This is a genomic window from Aphanothece hegewaldii CCALA 016 (assembly GCF_003007785.1).
GTDB lineage: Bacteria > Cyanobacteriota > Cyanobacteriia > Cyanobacteriales > Microcystaceae > Chroococcus > Chroococcus hegewaldii.
The window spans coordinates 265,468-282,147 of record NZ_PXOH01000002.1 but is presented as its reverse complement, the minus strand read 5'-3'; the positions used below and the strand labels follow the sequence as shown (position 1 = coordinate 282,147).

Sequence of the window (16,680 nt, the reverse complement as noted above, 5' to 3'; positions counted from 1 at the left end):
ATGAATGAAAAAAACTTATTATTTTCTATTATTATTCCTACTTATAATCGTCCTGAACGATTAAAAACTTGTCTTGAATCTTTGACTTTTTTAGATTTTTCATACAAACAGTTTGAAGTGATTATTGTCGATGATGGAAGTGTTGAACCACTCGATCCGATCGTTAATAATTTTAAAGAAAAGTTACAAATTAAACTAATTAGACAAAATAATGCTGGCCCGGCATCGGCACGAAATAAAGGAGCGAGTCAAGCACAAGGAGAATTTTTAGTTTTTACAGATGATGATTGTCAAGTCGATAGTAACTGGTTAAAAATATTTTCCCAAGGTTTTGAAAAAAATTCTACGGCTTTATTAGGGGGTCATACAATTAACTATCTTTCAAAAAATTTATATTCAGAAGCCAGTCAACTTTTAGTCGATTATCTTTATGATTATTATAATACAGATTCTCAGCAAGCTTGTTTTTTTACATCGAATAACTTTGCTTTATCTAAAGAACTTTTTCAAACAGTTGGGGGGTTTGATACTAATTTTCCTCTAGCAGCAGGAGAAGATCGAGAATTTTGCGATCGCTGGTTATTTCATAACTATCCAATGCAATATTTACCCAAAGCAATTATTAATCATTCTCATCATTTAACTTTGTCAAAATTTTGGCGACAACATTTTAATTATGGTTGTGGTGCATTTTACTTTCATCAAGTCCGTTCGCAGCGCAATCAACAAAAGGTTAAAGTTGAACCATTTAGCTTTTATCTCGATTTATTACTCTATCCCTTTAAGATTTCTGCCCCTCTTCCTAAAATTCCTCTTGCTTTTCTCCTTTTTCTTTCACAAGTTGCTAATATTTCTGGTTTTTTTTGGACAAATTTTCAACACAAAAAAAAGTCACAGATAATCAGTAGAAATTGGTTAACCAAATCCTGAAAAAATTAGCTTGCTTACTCCAAGGAAAAAGAAATGGAACTAAAATCAAACAAACGAGGGCATTGACACAGAACTGAGGGAAAATGACGAATGATTGCAGAAATTTAATTATTTCGACGCATCCGGAGCAGAAGAGATTTCATAATTTCTTTTCTCGCTTCAGGATCGATAATATCTAAATTAAAATTTTGATAATGTTTCACCGTCAACTCAACCTCTGCATTATTAGGTAAATGACACGTTTTTTGAGGAATAAAAGTACCATCTCGATAAATGGCTTTTAATTTTTGAGTCATAACATACCTTCAACGATTAGAATAGAAAGAAGAAGGAAATAACTGCTCTCACATTCCGCTCAAGACTAGACCCCTTGAAAGAGGTTACAAGACTTACGAGATTGATAGAAGATGTTTGACTTGCACTGCACTAACACTCTTACAAAGCGTTTTGTTGGAGCGCTGCATTGGGACAAACTCTATCTTACTGATGAGAGCAATCTATCTGGGAGAGAAGAAACTCATAGATACTGAGTTTATAGTATTTAGTGTTCTCTATCCTTGTCTGATTAGCAATAGTAGTTATCACAGATCAGTTGTGATCTTGATCACAGTAATTTATGTCAGTTCGACCTATTTATCTTGACTGTCATGCCACGACCCCAATGGATCAACGGGTGTTAGAGGCAATGATGCCCTACTTTACAGAATATTTCGGGAATTCTTCTAGTATTACTCATCTGTATGGGTGGGAAGCTGAAGCCGCAGTTAAGAAAGCTAGAGAAATTTTAGCGACAGCAATTCACTGTAGTCCAGAAGAAATTATCTTTACCAGTGGTGCGACAGAAGCAAATAATTTAGCGATCAAAGGTATTGCGGAAGCTTATTTTACTAAGGGCAGACATATAATTACCGTTCAAACTGAACACCGAGCCGTTTTAGATCCTTGTCAGTATCTTCAAAGTCTTGGTTTTGAAATTACATATTTGCCTGTACAAGCCGATGGTTTGCTCGATCTTGAACAACTCGAAAAGACAATTCGACCTGATACAATTTTAGTCTCTGTAATGGCGGCTAATAACGAAATTGGCGTGATTCAACCACTAGAAAAGATTGGGGCAATTTGTCGCCAACATGAAGTTTTGTTTCACACTGACGCAGCACAGGCGATCGGGAAAATTCCCCTTGATGTAGAACAAATGAACTTAGATCTTGTTTCTTTAACGGCACATAAAGTTTATGGTCCGAAGGGAATTGGTGCGCTTTATGTGCGTCGTCGTAACAAGAGAGTGCGTTTAGCGGCTCAGATCCAAGGGGGAGGACAAGAAAAAGGACTGCGATCGGGAACACTGGTAACCCCTAGTATTGTCGGTTTTGCTAAAGCGATTGAAATTGGACTAGCACAAATGCTTGATGAAACAAAACATCTGCGTCTACTTCAAGAGACACTGTGGAACAAATTAAGTCAGCTAGAAGGTATATACTTGAATGGACATCGAGAAAAGCGAATACAGGGTAATCTTAATGTGAGTGTGGCTGGTGTCAACGGTTCAGCATTATTATTAGGATTACAATCAGTGGTCGCAGTATCTTCGGGTTCCGCGTGTTCATCCACTTCTAACACCCCTTCTCATGTCTTAACCGCTTTGGGTCATCCAGAAGCCTTAGCTTATGCTTCTTTAAGATTTGGGATCGGTCGCTTTAATACGCTCTCGGAAATTGAGCAGGTCGCGTCAAGTGCGATCGCTACAATTCAATCTCTTAGAGGAGCAACATTATAAGTATTGATAGATCTTGAGGGATTTTCTCTTGTCAATTGTGGCTCTTTCAGGTTATATTCTAGTTAAAATCTTTTTAGAAAATAGCACCATCCTTGTGTTACGGTGGCTCCAGAGGCAAGATTAGCCAACACTCTTAAAGAGCGCTATTTAAACGTTCTCAAGCCATAGAAGATTCTTCCTTATAGAAGCAAGATCAGTCAAAGGACAATTGAATGCAATCTGAAATTTTGTTTATTTTGTATTTTTTGACTTTTTTTAGATTTAAGCAATCATTTCAAAACTTGCATTCAGTCAGTTTTATCAAGGAGAGATCACGACGAACGAAAGCGAAGGATGATGATTTTCTCGCATTGGACATTCCGAGTTCAAAAAGAAAGCAGAATCCTGGTTTTAAATCGGAGAAAAAAACTGTTTTTATTAAACAGTCCTGTTGCTCAGAACTACAAAAAAGATGGGTAGAATTTAGTTTACTGCTCATCAGGTGTACTAATCACTTTATTTAAGTGATTCAAATCATATTAGTGGAATGAACAGCCGATGTGGGCTGTCCCTATTTGCTATAAAAAGAATCGAGGAAATTAAATGCCAAAACAAATTATTATTGCCGAACAGCATCATCTTGCAGCAGTTTTCTGGGAAGATCAAATACAAGAATTAGTTGTGGCCACAGGTAATCAACAGGTTGGTGATTCTTATTTAGGATTAGTAGAAAACGTTATCCCTGGAATTGATGCTGCTTTTGTCAACATTGGGGATGCAGAAAGAAACGGTTTTATTCATGTAACTGATTTAGGTCCATTACGTCTGAAAAAGACATCCGGTGCCATTACAGAACTTTTAGCCCCACAACAAAAAGTTCTTGTACAAGTCATGAAAGAACCGACAGGCAATAAAGGCCCGCGTCTAACTGGAAATATTACTTTACCTGGACGTTATTTAGTTTTGATGCCCTATGGACGTGGTGTAAACTTGTCTAGACGCATCAAAAGTGATGATGAACGAAATCGGTTAAGGGCTTTGGCGATTTTAGTCAAACCGGCGGGTATGGGCTTATTAGTACGGACAGAAGCAGAAGGCAAAGCCGAAGAAGCCATCATGGAGGATTTAGAATCTCTCCTCAAACAATGGGAAACCATTCAACAGCAAGCTGTGAGTAGCCGTCCCCCTGCTTTACTCAATCGAGATGACGACTTTATTCAGCGCGTCTTAAGGGATATGTATACCTCAGAGGTGAATCGAATTGTCGTCGATACGCCTGCTGCCGTGAAACGTGTTAAACAACAACTGATTAACTGGGGCGGTGGACGCGCACCCGAAGGGGTTTACATTGATCATCATCGGGAAACACAGTCCATTTTAGATTACTTCCGAGTAAATGCAGCGATTCGAGAAGCCCTAAAACCTAGAGTCGATTTACCATCGGGTGGTTATATTATCATCGAACCGACAGAAGCATTAACTGTCATCGATGTCAACTCTGGTTCTTTTACTCGTTCGGCGACCGCTCGTGAAACTGTTCTTTGGACCAATAGTGAAGCGGCTACCGAAATTGCGCGACAGCTACGTTTGCGGAATATTGGCGGGGTTATAGTGGTTGATTTCATTGATATGGACGCAAGACGAGATCAACTCAAACTACTCGAACACTTTAACCGCGAACTCAAAGCCGATAAAGCTAGACCCCAAATTGCTCAACTTTCAGAACTCGGATTAGTTGAACTCACTCGTAAACGCCAAGGAAAAAATATTTATGAACTTTTTGGTCAAATTTGCCCTCATTGTGGCGGATTAGGGCATTTAGCTCATCTTCCTGGAGAAACTGAACTCATCGCCTTAGAGATTCCTGCGGTTGCCCCGCCATCAGTCGCATCTACTAGAGTCATCGACAGACCTTCATCAGATCCAGAACCCGCATACTTTGATAATTTCTCAGAATTTGAAACCGAAGAGACTAGCCCTCAATTAGAGCTACTCTATCACCCGACGTATCAAGACCAAGGAAATAATAATAACCGTCGTCGTCGTCGTCGTCGTGCTGACTTATTATTTAAAGATGAAGTCGGAAATAAACCCTATGTTAATCCGACGAACTCAGAGCCAGTACCCGAATATGAGCCGCCGAGAATTGAAGAACGAGATAGAGAGCGAAATGAGCGAGGCGAGAGAGATAGAAGAGATCGCACCATTAGACAAACGCGCCGCGAAGAAGTTCCAGTCGAAAGAGTTTCAGTCGAAATGACTCCTTTAGAACAGGATGTTTATTCTCGGATGGGAATTTCGCCTCTTGTTTTAGTAAATCGGGAATTTAAAGAGCCTAAGTCTGTGGTTGTTTCTGTTAAACTTCCTGGTGAAAGTAGCGATAAGGAAGTAGTAACAGTTGAACCACCGCCACCAAGTATAGTAGAAACTCCGCCTATTGTTGAAAATAAAGATCTTAATCAGGATAAACCCGAACCTTTAGAATTGCTTGGTGAGGAAAATGAAGACAATATCGATTCTGAAGAATCGGGGCCAGTAATTCGTCGTCGTCGTCGTCGTTCTTCGGCTAAAGAAGCGTAAGCTTAAATTTTTGAATGTCGGCTACACATTGTAGGGGTGGGGAATGCACCGCCTTTCAAGAGGCGATCGCGCGCTTCGGCGGTTGAGAATCCTTACCCCTACAAATTATTATTTTATTAGAGTAAGCTTTCCAAAACTGCGCCAACGACTCGATGATCTTCATCTTGTCTAAGATAGTTTAATGCGTCGAGTGCTTCAGGAACAGAGAATTTAGCTAATGCTTTGGCGGTACGAAAACGAATGCGCCATGATGGATTTGTTACCATTGATAGAAGTAGTTTTAGGGCTTCGTTTTGTTTCGCTGTATTGGCTAATAATCCTAAAACATCAATAGATGAAGTTTGTACGGTTTCGTCATCGGCAGTTAAACCATAAGCACAAGTCTCATAAATTTCCTCTGGTGAGTTTAATTCGGTCATTGCTGCGAGAATACTACGACGGACTAACCAGTGATCATCTTGGACGAACAGCGATCGCAAATGAGGGGCAGATACATCACCAAACAGAGATAATGAGTTAGATGCTTCAGCGCGAACATTAGGATCTCGATCAAACTTCATCATTTCTAATAAAGCGGCGAAAGATTCTGCGGTACGTTTTCGCCCTAAACCCATTGCGACAAAGGAACGGACTAAAAATTCTTGATCTTGTATTTTTGTCAAAAGTAGGGGTACAGCGACATCGGGTTCATAATTTCTCAATTCGACAATGGCTTTAAGACGCTGTTGTGAGTCAGTATCAGATAAATATGCTTCGATTTGATTGATGTCCATAAGGGGAGTATTGGCTTATACACTCTTTAATCTTTACTTTACTTACACTAACGTGTTTTGGGAAGATAAAAGAGGGGTTATAACCGTATTTTATTTCAGTGCTTCGGGTCTTATTAACTGATATTGGTAGCTAAATCTGAGAAAATACAAGAAGAGATTACCGAATGATTCTTTATGAGTCGAATCAATCTAAATACTCAATTCATTTAATTAAACCAATCTCAGAAAATTTATGCAATTAAGCGAAAGAGCAAAAGAATTAATCGTTAAGTCTAGAATTGTTAGTTTTTCTCACTGGAAAGACTCTTATTCTGATGAAGTTATTTCAATCTTTCAAAAAGCCGATGATCAAGGAATTTATTTAAGTGATTCTGATAGCGAACACATTAAAATGCTTTCTCCTGAAACGGCAACGGGTTTAGCCAAAGCTCAATTATTACGGGATAAAGCCCCTGAAATTATTGCTAAAGCACGACAAAAAGTCTTAGAAACATTTCCCAATATTACTGAACCTGGGGGCGATTTATATCCTCCTGCTAGGGCTGAGGCTTGTTGGCGAGATTACTGGCATTTCTTGAGATGTATAACTTATGGAATTGCTGCCAGTAAAATAGAATATACCAGTCAGGAAGGGTTAAATAATATGCAATTACTTTATGAAGAATTGCGTGTCCCTCTTGAGGCAATGGTTTTAGGTTTGTCAAATTTAAAAGTGTTCGGTTTGCAGGAATTTACTGAAGATGAGCAAGTTAATTTAAGTCCTTATTTTGAGCATTTAATTTCAGCAATGAAACAGTTTACTACTGTATAAGTTGTGTAGGAGTAGGGAGTCCAAACCCAACTTTAATTAATTTCTCACTAATAGATGAGCAAGCTAATTTAAGTCCTTATTTTGAGCATTTAATTTCAGCATAAGTTGTGTAGGGGTTTGGTTGCCAAACCCAACTTTAATTAATTTCTCACTAATAACTGACCATAACAGGTTAATATTCCTTCAGTCATACTCATTTTTTCTAAGGCGACATCGGTTCCTAGCTCAATTTTAAAGGCTTGGAAAGTTAATGCTGAGAATTCGGGCATGAGTTGAATAGTTTTCGGAAAAATCCATAATGTGTTAGGCGGTTCTAGTTTGATTCCTGCACTAATTTTTAGGGGTGATTTATTTCCTTTTTGATCAATACTAAAGCCATCGAGTGTAAATAAATTATCGCCGATAGTAACTTTTTGCCATTCTAGTTGATAGGTCGATAAAATTGCTCTCGCGTCGGAAATACCTTGAAATTTTAAAAGAAATACTAATAAATCTTTGAATGCACTTGATAATAAAGGTGAAGACATAGAATTATTAATATCTTTTTCCGAGAGTCTAATGTCTCCAGTGACTTGTATGGGTTCTAATAATTGTAGGGGTTTTCCTTTAATAATTTGTCCGATATTTATTCGGATATTGTCCCCTTGTAAATTGAGTTTTCTTAAATGTAATCCTTGATAAATTGCTTGGTGAGAAGAAAGGGAAACACTGGGGATATATCCTTTAATAATTTGACGATCTTGCCCAGTGATACGGATATCTAATTCTTCGATTTGTTCGACTTGCGATCGCAACCAAATTTTAACAGCAGGCGATAAGACATTACTAATAATGCTACTTTTTGAACTAATTTGCATCTAACTCACACACTCACACACGTTTAACCATTAAATATAGCATTCTTGTTAATGTTGTTGTCTCGCTTGCTGACGGGCATATTTTTCGGGTGTTAGGCGATCGTAGCAATATGGACAAGATATGCCATCTTGGTAGTGTGGCGACGCTTGATCGGTATCATTGATGGGATGTCCACAACCTAGACACATCTGGTGACTTCCTTGGGCTAAACCGTGTGTTACTGCAACTCTTTCATCAAAGACAAAACATTCCCCTTCCCATAAGCTTTCGTCTGGGTTTATTTCTTCTAAATATTTCAATATTCCGCCTTTGAGGTGATAAACTTCGGTAAATCCTTGTTTTAGCAGAAAAGATGAGGCTTTTTCACAGCGTATCCCTCCAGTACAAAACATGGCTACTTTTTTGTATTGGTTGGGGTTTAGGTTATGGTTTACATAGTCGGGAAATTCTCGGAATGAGTGGGTGTTTGGGTTTACTGCGTTTTTAAAGGTTCCGATATCCACTTCGTAGCTGTTGCGGGTGTCGATGACTAATACGTCTGGATCTTCAATCAAATTATTCCACTCTTGCGGTGTAACATAGGTTCCTACCTGTTCATTTGGGTTGACTTCGCTGACTCCGAGGGTAACGATTTCTTTTTTGAGTTTAACTTTCATCCGTTCAAAGGGAGGATCTTTCGCTAAAGATTCCCGATGGGTGAGATCGGCTAAACGTAGATCGGTTTTTAAGTACAATAATACTTGATCGATGCTATGACGCGAGCCGGCGATCGTTCCGTTGATTCCTTCAGAAGCGAGTAAAATAGTACCTTTGATCTGATGTGTTTGGCAACATTCTAAAAGAGATGCTTGTTTTTCCTTGTAGTCGGGGAGATTGACAAATTTATAAAAGGTGGCGACAACTTGAGTCATGAAAGTTGAAAAAAAGGATTGATCTTTTTTAGGGTATGTGTGTATAATAGCAAAGGCGGTAAAAAAAAGCCTCACGGGGGTTTAGCTCAGTTGGTAGAGCGCCTGCTTTGCAAGCAGGATGTCAGCGGTTCGAGTCCGCTAACCTCCATAAGTTAGTTAAAGAATGTTTGTAACACTTTGATTTTTTTTAAGAAAAATTAAACATTATTCTATGATGTCTTGTACAGACAATTATTCATAGACAGACAATGAGCAATTTCAAGCCGTTAAACTTCCTAATGGCAAAAGTAGATTAACTAATTATTAATTTTTGCTTAAATCTCATCACTATTTAACTTAATTTGTTAAGCAATTAATTTATAAAAAATAGCAAGAATGCTCAAGAAAGTTTAGAAATAGACAGTAATTTTGTAGTATTAAATAATTTTAATATTATACTGATAAGTATCAACACCACAAAGAGTATAATAATTTTATTTGGATTCACTTAAAAAAATTATGACATCTGAAAATCCAGTAATGAACTCTGAAACTTTAGAAGAAATCACGGATAACTTTGTTGCCGATAATAGCACTCACAAAGAAGTTATCGAAACGGTGATTTCAAGTCTGGCACAAAACAATAGTGCAATGGTTAGTCAGACAGAGAGTGGTAATCTTTGGAAATTTGAATATGGTTCTGTAGAAGTCTTTGTACAACTATCGGGAGAAACTGACGAAGATTTATTCACGGTTTGGGCATCGGTTTTAAAATTTCCCGTTAAAAATGAATTGGAATTAATGCGTAAGCTGTTAGAAATGAATTGGTCTCAAACTTATGAATCACGCTTTGGTATAATGAATGAACAGGTGGTGGTTCTCTCTCAAAGAACGGTAGCAGACTTGTCGGCTGAAGAAATTTCTCGCGCTATTACTTTGGTTGCGACAATTGCCGATGATAATGATGAGATGCTAAAAGAGACCTTTGGAGGAAATTAAATAATATTGAACCGAGAAACGACTTGGCGGTTTATTCCTTTACTAGAAGCATCTGGACAAGTGCAAATGGCTGTAGATAAATGGCTATTCCATCAACATCGCCAAGGTTTACATCCTCCTACACTCCGTTTTTACACTTGGTCGCCAGTCGCTATTTCTCTGGGCTATCATCAAAAACGTTATCCTAGCCATTGGTCTAATTTAACATGGCACTCAAAATCAATTGATCTGGTGCGTCGTCCTACTGGAGGTCGTGCGGTCTTGCATCAGGGCGATTTAACTTATATGGTGGTGTGTTCTGGCTTTTTTGGTCATTTTAACCATGTTTATCAGCAAATCTGCGAATTTTTAATCCAAGGATGGCGATCGCTCGGTGTTGAGTTACACTATGGTCAGGCAGAACGTGGATATATTCATCATCCCAATTGTTTTGCCACAGCGACGAATGCAGATTTAGTCGATCAACACAATAATAAATTTATTGGTAGCGCACAACTTCGCCAAGGAAACAATATTCTACAACATGGCTCAATGGTATTAAATCCTGATAATAATCTATTTGAGCAAGTTTTTAATTGTTCTCCTCCTAAAGTCAATTTACCTTTTTCTCACTTCAATTTTGAAACAATTTCTGTGATTATTGATACTTTAATAAAATCGGCTTGTCAGTGTTTTAATATTGACTTAATTTATCAGCCACTTTCCGACTCCGAGTGGCAACAAATTAAAATTTTTTATGATTTTTTGGGAATAGAAGCCTTAATTTTATAAGTATAATCCTGACCAGCTAATTTAATCATTAATACAGCGATCGGTGTTCCTTTCATCGCTTCTTTAGTCGAATCAAAACCATAAATATCATAAATTAACCAAAATTTTTGATCTCTCGATAATTTGCATTCAAATTTCCCTAAAGAATAAGCTATTGCTTTACTTCCATTATATCCATTCACATGATGACTTCGGTTAGCAGTTTGACACAAATTATTTAATTCTTGAGCTAAAGATGTCGGAATAGTATTAACATCACCACCGCGTACTAACCATCTAAAAAATAATTGCCAATGCCAAGGTAAAGCAAATTGAAAACCTAGATAAATCAATCCAGTTAATAAACCTAAAATAATTGTCCATTTTAAAGGTTTAAAAACTTGTTGTTTTTGCTTTTTTTGCAAAATATCAGATAAATCTAATGTATGTTTATTCACACTTTTTACGAAACTGATTTAAAATTTACTGTCTTTCGCTTTTCAATCAGTTATATAATTTTAGTATTAATTTCTCGATTTAGCCATGACAGCAACAACCCGAAAACAGCTATTTACTTTTGAGGAATACTGTACCTATGATGATGGCACAGAAAATCGTTATGAATTAGTTAATGGTAGCCTTGAACAGATGAACCCTCCTACATTTAGACATTTATTGATTGCTAAACTTCTTGAACGGACATTTGATGCAGAAATTAAACAGATGAATTTGCCATTAATCTGTCTTAGAGAAGCAGGAGTAAGAACAGGATGGCGTAAATCTCGTCTAATGGATGTCTCAGTTCATGACTCAGAACAAGTTACAGAATGCTTAGATCAATCAGCTATTGATCAAATTCCTCCCATTTTAGCAGTAGAAATAGTAAGTCCCGATTCAATTAAACGGGATTATCGCTTTAAACGATCAGAATATGCAGCTTTAGAAATTCCTGAGTATTGGATTGTAGATCCTCTAAAAAATCAAGTTTCTATCCTCATTTTAAATGAAGGATTATATGAAGAAACGATTTATACTGGTGAGCAAAAAATTGTTTCTTCAGTTTTTCCCAATTTATCTTTAAGTGTTCGAGAAATTTTATCCGTTTAGTCTTTTAATTTTTCAGATGTTTTTCTAAAAATACGGTTGTTTTGTGCCAAGCATCCTCGGCAGCTTCAGCGTTATAATTCATGCCCGAAGGATTAGCAAAAGCATGATTTACATTAGGATAAATGTAAATTTCGGCAGGTTTCCCTAATGTTTTAAGAGTCGTGTCAAATTGTTTGACAGTGGTTACAGGTGGATTTTTATCTAATTGAGCAAAAATTCCTAAAATGGGCATTTGTAGCGTTTTCAGCTTATCTGGGCTGGTTTCCATGTTTGCACCGTAGTAAATAACGGCTGCATCGAGATCTTTAGGAAATAATAAGGCTGTATCTAATGATAACCGTCCACCGAAACACCAGCCAATACTCGCAATTTTCGGGGCTTTTTGTTCTTGTTGAAGATATGTGTAAGCTTGACTAAGATTATCTTTAATAATTTCGGGTGATTTTAGGGCCTCTGTGACTAATTTCATCGCCATATCTGGATTATCCGCTACTTTTCCTCCGTATACATCAACAGCTAAAGCGGTGTATCCTTGCCCGGCTAAATTCTGGGTCATTTTTTTGATATTATCGTTGAGTCCCCACCATTCATGAATGACGATAATTGCGGGTAAAGCGGTTGTTTTTTGACTTGGTGTGGCAAGATATCCCGTTATTGGTTTTCCGTTAATTGTGCCATAGGTGACGGCTTTTCCTGTGACTGGAACTTCGGGATTGTGTGCAATAATCGGTGTAGGAATCGGACGATCGCTCTGATGGGCTGACCAAAGTTGTCGGGCTGTTTCTTGTGCTACAGTTGGGGAAAATAGTCCAGTACTTAGCAATATGACTAGAAAACCCATTAAAGCTAGTCCGAGATACTTACGCATTAGTTAACCTCATTAAGTTTGTTTAAAGCTGTATTTTGCCAGTTTTCTGTCTTTAAGGAAACTATCCAAGAGACAGATTACCGAATTCAGATAAAATGTAAAGTTATGTTTAGTAAATTAAAGCGATGAGTAACAGTATCTCCGATATCACCGTAAAAACCATTAATGGAAAAGATCAGCCATTAAGCGATTATTTGGGTAAAGTTCTCCTAATTGTTAATGTTGCCTCTTATTGTGGCTATACGTCTCAGTATCGGGGTTTGGAGCAATTGAACAAAAAATATCAAGATCAAGGGTTAGCGGTTTTAGGGTTTCCTTGCAATGATTTTGGGGCGCAAGAACCTGGGAGTAATGAACAAATTGCTAAGTTTTGTGAAACGAGTTATGGCGTAAGCTTTGATCTTTTTGATAAGGTTCATGCGATCGGATCACAGCAGCATCCTTTATATTATCGTTTAACCCATTCAGTTGAACCAAAAGGCGATGTTTCTTGGAACTTTGAGAAATTTTTAATCAATAAAAACGGTGAAGTTGTTGCCCGCTATAAAAGTGGTGTCACACCTGATTCTTCTGATTTAGTACAAGCAATTGAAAAAGAATTAAATCGTTAAAAAAACTGGGTTTGGCGACTAAAACCCGAAAATTATCAGATTTTTCGTCTAATTTGTCGGGAATTGGCAACCAAACCACATTAACTAATTTATTCGGTATAAGCTTTAATACATTTTTCGACTAAAGCGGCAACTTCATCAACATCTTTCCATCCGAGAATTTCAGTGACTTTCTTTTCTAGGTTTTTATAAGTTCTAAAAAATTCGGCAACCTCTTCTAAGCGATGCGGGGCAATATCTTTGAGTGATTTTACTTCGGCATAGCGGGGATCTTTTGCTGGTACACAAAGAATTTTTTCATCTCGATCGCCACCATCAACCATTTCTAACATACCAATGGGACGGGCGGCAATCACACAACCCGGAAATGTAGGTTGATCCATAATCACCATACCATCAAGTGGATCGCCATCATCGGCTAGAGTATTCGGTATAAAGCCATAATCAAAAGGATACTGTACCGACGCATACAGTACACGATCCAAAGCAAAAGCGTTTAAATCTTTATCAAATTCATATTTATTTTTGCTTCCGGCAGGAATTTCGATTAAAACATTGATTAAACCAGATTTAGGTTGAGCAGGAATACGAGATAAATCCACAATTCTCTCCGAAGGCTATACAGTTTAGTATCAAAGCAAGTTAGATGACTTGCTCATAAAAAAGCATTTTACCCACAAGAGGGATAATCTGAATAGATGGTAAATAGTTATTCCTTAAGAGGATTGGATTGAAGCAGTAGAGATGAACTATTTTGCAATGGTAAATCGCTATTGGGTGAAGAGTAGTAACTAATGGCTAACAAAGGGATCGTCAAGGTTAAGATTGCAATAGTCGTTCCTATGAAGCTTGCCCACCTATTACTGTGAGGTTCAGAAGCTTTGACTGAAGAACTACTAGATTCCATAAAAATTTTTTTGTGAATTCGACATAGAGAGTTTTTTGTGAAAGATTTTTTCACTCTTCAACTCTCTCTAACTATATTGTACCCATTTCTATTAAAAAATTTCATTTCTTTAATAAAAAAACATCATTATTCATCATGCACATCTAAAGAAATAAGTGTAATTACGCTTTGTCGATTTAATCGTTAAAATTTTTTAACATAAATAATAAGAATAGCTAGGATGTTTACACAGTAAAGACCTCAGCTATTCTTTTTTTTTGCAATCGGAGGGTGATATTGACTTTATGTCTTTATATGAATGAGATTACGATAAAATTTAGGGTTTTGATGTAGCCAATTTAACCGAACCATCATTAAATTGCTTTTATTTGTTTGAATATGATGCTAAAGGTTCTTTGATTAATCGGATGTAAAGATGTTTAAATGTCGAACGAAGCACACGAGGTAAGCCAAAATCAATCGGTACTAATGCTTCTGGTAATTTCCAATCCTCAACCCTTAATTGTGAGGGATTTAAAAGGGGAAAATCTATCTCAGAAAGTTCTTTACAATGCCCTAAACGAATTTGCGCGGCAATAGTAGGCACTAGATGAGGTTCTACACCTAATAACTCAATCATCGCACGATCTAAGGCAAATACATCCGTAGAAGCCCCTAAAATGCCCAAAAATTTCGGTTCACCGCCACTGGGGCCATTGCCTTCATGCCCGATAATTCCATCTATAATGGTTAAATCTGGGTTAATTGCTTTTGCGGTTTCTACTAGCATCTCTCCAAAGCGGTTTGCATCTTTGCCCGCTTCCATGTGCCACCATGCTTTCATTTTTCCAGGTACGCAACCAAAAAGATTTTTTACGCCCAACGTTAAAGTAAGTTGCACGTGAGATTTAACTTTTGGTAAATTAATGACTATATCTGCATCGATCGCTTCTTTAGATAGACGCAAATGACTAAACTCATTACTAACAGTTTCGTAGCGTTTACCGTGAAATTCAACAATCGGAATATCTAACTCTTCCATCAAGGAAAGATAACCATTTGCTTTGGCGACTCCCATCGCACTACCAAACGCTGGGCTATCTCCTAAAAACGGTTTGCCCCCTGCTTCAGTTACTAACTTCGCTACACAGTATACCAGTTCGGGACGAGTAATACATTCTTTTCCTGGGCGACTCCCTGTCAATAAATTAGGTTTCAGTAATACTCTGTCTCCTGGTTTAACAAACGCGGTTATTCCTCCCAAGGGTTCTAATAAACTTAAGAGAGAAGAATATAACGTTGGAATATCATAGGAATTTGCACGATTTAAACTGACTGTGTACATATTAAGAATTAATCACAATTTGTGTTAGATGTTTGAGTACTCTAAGCACATCATACAATTCATTCCCAGGATTAAGAGTATTAAATATACGTGATCTACAATACTGAGGAATCGTTCCTTGTACCAGTTTAATAAACATAAAACTACCACCATTGGTAATCATGCCATAATTTGGTTTTTCGGGTTGAGGATTGGCTAACATATAAGCTAAAATTTGCGCTAGTCCTGCTTCTACAGAATAAGATGATCTTTTTGCTTCAATCACCATCACCCAAAGCCGCTCTTTCAAAATTAATGTATCCATCTTCCCTTTGATTACTATTCCTTCGTCTTCTGTAACAATTTCTACAGGTTCTTCAGAGCGAAGATAAAAAGGCTTTAGATAAAAATCTCCAATAAACAAAATCGGATCTAAAATCGTCATTCTCACTATATCTTCTAAAACAGGAGGATAATCAAGTAAATTCCAATACCCAGCTTTAACCTTATCTAATTGCTGTTTTTCAAAATCAGAGATATCAGGTAAGCTTTCTTGCCATTCATAAAAAAAATCTTGCTCATCTACTCGTTGAAGATTAAAGTTTCTAATTAAGTCATCTAAACCGACTGATTGAGCAAATAGGGTTGGTGTCATAATACGCTAAAATAAAATAAACTCTTGAATTATCTTAGTTTTAATTGTAATAAAAAAATAGTACAAGCGGTTTAATATTAACTTTTTTTTAACAATGCTACTCAAAATTATCAGTCTCAATATTCGTTATGATAAACCAGATCCATATGAGAAAAATTGGAGAGTTAGAAGAAAAGCGCTCGCCTCTTTAATTACTCATTATGCACCTGATTTAATTGGCACACAAGAAGGTAAAGCTCATCAATTATTAGACTTACATCGAATGTTACCAAATTATCAAAGTATTGGACGCGACAGAACGGGAAATGATACGGGGGAAAGGTGTACAATTTTTTATAATACTGAGCGTTTAAAATGTATAGAAACGGGGGATTTTTTCCTCAGTGAAACGCCAGAAATTCTAGGAAGTGTAACACAACATTGGAAAAATAGTTACCCGCGTATGGTGACTTGGGGAAGATTCCAAACATTAGACGAAAACATTAATATTATTCATTACAACACCCATTTAGATCACAATAGCGAAATCGCCAGAAAGCTTAGTTCTAAATTAATTATAGAGCGTTTGAGTGATTTAGATTTAAGCAATAGTTATTTATTTTTGACTGGTGATTTTAATTCAACACCCGATACAATAGAAAGAAAAACCTTTTTACAAACTTTATCGAATGAAATTTACTTAAAAGATAGTTTATTTAATATTGAAATATCTAAGCAACTCAGTTTTCATGATTTTACAGACGAACCATTTTTAGCCATTGATACCATTTATTATGATTGTCGAGTTGAGTTAAAAAGTATTAAAGTTGATCAAGGCAAATGGGAAGAGATTTACGCGTCTGATCATTGTCCAGTCATTGGAGAATTTTTATTTTAAACTTA

The 16,680-nt window shown here is 37.0% G+C and carries 19 protein-coding genes and 1 tRNA gene; 10 read left to right on the top strand and 10 right to left on the bottom strand.

Features of this window, described 5'->3' with window-relative positions; all coding sequences use genetic code 11:
* The gene (locus tag C7H19_RS03270; protein ID WP_181280515.1) at window positions 1-930 is read left to right on the top strand and encodes a glycosyltransferase family 2 protein; all 930 of its coding nucleotides are present in this window, start codon (window positions 1-3) and stop codon (window positions 928-930) included.
* A 104-nt stretch (window positions 931-1,034) separates the two neighbouring features.
* Here the strand turns inward: C7H19_RS03270 and C7H19_RS03265 are convergent, their stop codons facing one another.
* A complete protein-coding gene (locus C7H19_RS03265; protein ID WP_106455448.1) occupies window positions 1,035-1,226 on the bottom strand; it encodes an antitoxin AF2212-like protein in 192 nt (63 codons plus the stop codon).
* 320 nt (window positions 1,227-1,546) lie between these two features.
* On the opposite strand from C7H19_RS03265, the gene C7H19_RS03260 reads away from it, so the two are divergent.
* Both C7H19_RS03260 and rne read left to right on the top strand, forming a co-directional pair.
* Window positions 1,547-2,707 carry a cysteine desulfurase family protein gene (locus C7H19_RS03260; RefSeq protein ID WP_106455447.1) on the top strand — a complete coding sequence of 387 codons (1,161 nt, stop codon included), beginning with the start codon at window positions 1,547-1,549 and terminating at the stop codon, window positions 2,705-2,707.
* A 582-nt stretch (window positions 2,708-3,289) separates the two neighbouring features.
* The gene (gene rne, locus C7H19_RS03250; protein WP_106455445.1) at window positions 3,290-5,266 is read left to right on the top strand and encodes a ribonuclease E; all 1,977 of its coding nucleotides are present in this window, start codon (window positions 3,290-3,292) and stop codon (window positions 5,264-5,266) included.
* A gap of 116 nt (window positions 5,267-5,382) precedes the next feature.
* Here rne and C7H19_RS03245 read toward each other — a convergent pair whose 3' ends face one another.
* Complete coding sequence (locus C7H19_RS03245) at window positions 5,383-6,039, bottom strand: HEAT repeat domain-containing protein (RefSeq protein ID WP_106455444.1); 657 nt, start codon at window positions 6,037-6,039, stop codon at window positions 5,383-5,385.
* Window positions 6,040-6,271: 232 nt separating this feature from the next.
* Between C7H19_RS03245 and C7H19_RS03240 the strand changes: the two genes are divergently transcribed.
* The gene (locus C7H19_RS03240) at window positions 6,272-6,850 is read left to right on the top strand and encodes a globin family protein (protein ID WP_106455443.1); all 579 of its coding nucleotides are present in this window, start codon (window positions 6,272-6,274) and stop codon (window positions 6,848-6,850) included.
* 140 nt (window positions 6,851-6,990) lie between these two features.
* Here C7H19_RS03240 and C7H19_RS03235 read toward each other — a convergent pair whose 3' ends face one another.
* Both C7H19_RS03235 and trhO read right to left on the bottom strand, forming a co-directional pair.
* Window positions 6,991-7,707 (bottom strand): LmeA family phospholipid-binding protein, encoded by a 717-nt coding sequence (locus C7H19_RS03235; protein WP_106455442.1) that lies wholly within the window; start codon window positions 7,705-7,707, stop codon window positions 6,991-6,993.
* A 48-nt stretch (window positions 7,708-7,755) separates the two neighbouring features.
* Window positions 7,756-8,619 (bottom strand): oxygen-dependent tRNA uridine(34) hydroxylase TrhO, encoded by an 864-nt coding sequence (gene trhO / locus C7H19_RS03230; RefSeq protein WP_106455441.1) that lies wholly within the window; start codon window positions 8,617-8,619, stop codon window positions 7,756-7,758.
* Between the two features lie 75 nt (window positions 8,620-8,694).
* On the opposite strand from trhO, the gene C7H19_RS03225 reads away from it, so the two are divergent.
* From C7H19_RS03225 to C7H19_RS03215, 3 genes are all read left to right on the top strand, one after another.
* Window positions 8,695-8,767 (top strand) — tRNA-Ala (locus C7H19_RS03225).
* 350 nt (window positions 8,768-9,117) lie between these two features.
* Window positions 9,118-9,597 (top strand): YbjN domain-containing protein, encoded by a 480-nt coding sequence (locus tag C7H19_RS03220; RefSeq protein WP_106455440.1) that lies wholly within the window; start codon window positions 9,118-9,120, stop codon window positions 9,595-9,597.
* Window positions 9,598-9,663: 66 nt separating this feature from the next.
* Complete coding sequence (locus C7H19_RS03215; protein ID WP_106455489.1) at window positions 9,664-10,368, top strand: lipoate--protein ligase family protein; 705 nt, start codon at window positions 9,664-9,666, stop codon at window positions 10,366-10,368.
* Here the strand turns inward: C7H19_RS03215 and C7H19_RS03210 are convergent.
* A complete protein-coding gene (locus tag C7H19_RS03210; protein ID WP_245927254.1) occupies window positions 10,332-10,805 on the bottom strand; it encodes a hypothetical protein in 474 nt (157 codons plus the stop codon). The two genes, C7H19_RS03215 and C7H19_RS03210, sit on opposite strands and share 37 nt — an antisense overlap.
* A gap of 85 nt (window positions 10,806-10,890) precedes the next feature.
* Here C7H19_RS03210 and C7H19_RS03205 point away from each other — a divergent pair, with 85 nt between their 5' ends.
* Complete coding sequence (locus tag C7H19_RS03205) at window positions 10,891-11,454, top strand: Uma2 family endonuclease (RefSeq protein ID WP_106455439.1); 564 nt, start codon at window positions 10,891-10,893, stop codon at window positions 11,452-11,454.
* 4 nt (window positions 11,455-11,458) lie between these two features.
* On the opposite strand, the gene C7H19_RS03200 is transcribed toward C7H19_RS03205, so the two are convergent.
* Entirely contained in the window at window positions 11,459-12,322 is an 864-nt protein-coding gene (locus tag C7H19_RS03200; protein WP_106455438.1) for a dienelactone hydrolase family protein, read from the bottom strand.
* A gap of 125 nt (window positions 12,323-12,447) precedes the next feature.
* Here C7H19_RS03200 and C7H19_RS03195 point away from each other — a divergent pair, with 125 nt between their 5' ends.
* The gene (locus tag C7H19_RS03195; RefSeq protein WP_106455437.1) at window positions 12,448-12,933 is read left to right on the top strand and encodes a glutathione peroxidase; all 486 of its coding nucleotides are present in this window, start codon (window positions 12,448-12,450) and stop codon (window positions 12,931-12,933) included.
* An 89-nt stretch (window positions 12,934-13,022) separates the two neighbouring features.
* Here C7H19_RS03195 and C7H19_RS03190 read toward each other — a convergent pair whose 3' ends face one another.
* The 4 genes from C7H19_RS03190 to C7H19_RS03175 all read right to left on the bottom strand — a co-directional run bounded on the left by C7H19_RS03190 (window position 13,023) and on the right by C7H19_RS03175 (window position 15,798).
* Window positions 13,023-13,535, bottom strand: coding sequence for an inorganic diphosphatase (locus C7H19_RS03190; protein ID WP_106455436.1), 513 nt, complete (start codon window positions 13,533-13,535; stop codon window positions 13,023-13,025).
* 107 nt (window positions 13,536-13,642) lie between these two features.
* A complete protein-coding gene (locus C7H19_RS27340; protein ID WP_106455435.1) occupies window positions 13,643-13,840 on the bottom strand; it encodes a TLTLP motif-containing protein in 198 nt (65 codons plus the stop codon).
* Window positions 13,841-14,204: 364 nt separating this feature from the next.
* Window positions 14,205-15,164, bottom strand: coding sequence for an Npun_F2552 family protein (locus C7H19_RS03180; protein ID WP_106455434.1), 960 nt, complete (start codon window positions 15,162-15,164; stop codon window positions 14,205-14,207).
* A 1-nt stretch (window position 15,165) separates the two neighbouring features.
* Window positions 15,166-15,798: a restriction endonuclease subunit R gene (locus tag C7H19_RS03175; protein WP_106455433.1), complete on the bottom strand. Its 633-nt coding sequence runs from the start codon at window positions 15,796-15,798 to the stop codon at window positions 15,166-15,168.
* Window positions 15,799-15,892: 94 nt separating this feature from the next.
* Between C7H19_RS03175 and C7H19_RS03170 the strand changes: the two genes are divergently transcribed.
* Complete coding sequence (locus C7H19_RS03170; RefSeq protein WP_106455432.1) at window positions 15,893-16,675, top strand: endonuclease/exonuclease/phosphatase family protein; 783 nt, start codon at window positions 15,893-15,895, stop codon at window positions 16,673-16,675.
* The last annotated feature ends 5 nt before the right edge of the window (window positions 16,676-16,680 follow it).